Annotated in this window: 1 protein-coding gene; it reads left to right on the top strand. The window is 44.0% G+C overall.

Features of this window, described 5'->3' with window-relative positions; translation table 11 throughout:
- Positions 1–65: 65 nt before the first annotated feature.
- Positions 66–1,191 (top strand): IS3 family transposase gene (locus tag AAEY80_RS14205; RefSeq protein WP_350541748.1). Its coding sequence is split into 2 segments (ribosomal slippage), with 1,127 coding nucleotides annotated over them: positions 66–324 and positions 324–1,191; the frame shifts between segments, so codons are not numbered across the junction. This gene is flagged as partial in the annotation.

Here is a 1,191-nt window from a genome sequence, read left to right as displayed (position 1 = left end):
TGAGCTATGCTGAAGAAACCGTACAACTAAACTTGGTAAACTAAGCGTATTCACAGGAGTTTACCATGACCAAGAAAATCAGAACTTACAGCACAGAATTTAAAGCAGAAGCCGTTAAGAAGATAGCAAACAATAATGGCAATATCTCAGCGACCGCAAAGCAGCTTGGCATCGCCATGCAGACCTTATCTAATTGGCATAACAAAGCCAACCAAGGCAAGCTTGTAGGAACAGAGCAGTACGATCCACAGCTCATAGCCGTGATTGAAGAGAACAAGCGCCTCAAACGACAGCTTAAAGTAGCCGAAGAGGAACGAGAGATATTAAAAAAGGCGACGGCGTACTTTGCAAAGCACAGCTAGTCAGGTACGCCTTTATCAAAGATAACCAGCACTTCTTTAGCATCACCACTATGTGCCGTGTGCTAAAGATTAAGCATTCAAGTTACTACGACTGGCTGAGTCGCGATATCAGCGAGCAGCAGATACATCGCAACCATTGCGAGCTACTCGTTAAAGCCGCTCACAGTGAAAGTAAAGAACGTTATGGTTATGAACGTTTGCATGCAACGCTCACCGAGCAAGGCCATGACATTAGCCTATACATGGTTAGAAGCATTAAAGAGGAACATGGCATCAAATGCCGTCGCCACAAGCGCTTTAAAGTCACTACCGACTCCAATCACAACAAGCTGATCTATCCAAACGTACTGGATCAGAAGTTTGATGCCAGTCGCCCTAACCAAGCGTGGGTCAGTGACATCACCTATATTTGGACACTTGAGGGTTGGCTGTATTTAGCAGGCGTTAAAGACTTATACACTAAAGAGCTTGTCGGTTACGCTATTAACAAGCGTATGACCGCAGATTTAGTATGCCGTGCACTCAACATAGCGATTAAGAACAAACGACCCAGTAAAGGGCTAGTCGTTCACTCTGATAGAGGCAGTCAGTACTGTAGTCATGCCTACCATAAGATCATCAAGCAGCATCAGCTTACAGGCTCAATGAGCGCTAAAGGTAACTGCTTTGATAACGCACCTATAGAGAGCTTCTGGGGCGTATTAAAGAATGAGTTAATATATCATCAGGACTATAAGACCAGATTTGCCGCCATTACCGATATCATTAGATATATCGAGTTGTACTACAACCAAACGAGAATTCAAAAGGGTTTAGGCTATAAATCGCC

This window comes from Psychrobacter sp. 78a-MNA-CIBAN-0178, assembly GCF_040309625.1.
Taxonomy (GTDB): domain Bacteria; phylum Pseudomonadota; class Gammaproteobacteria; order Pseudomonadales; family Moraxellaceae; genus Psychrobacter; species Psychrobacter okhotskensis.
This window is presented reverse-complemented; position numbering and strand designations above follow the sequence as displayed.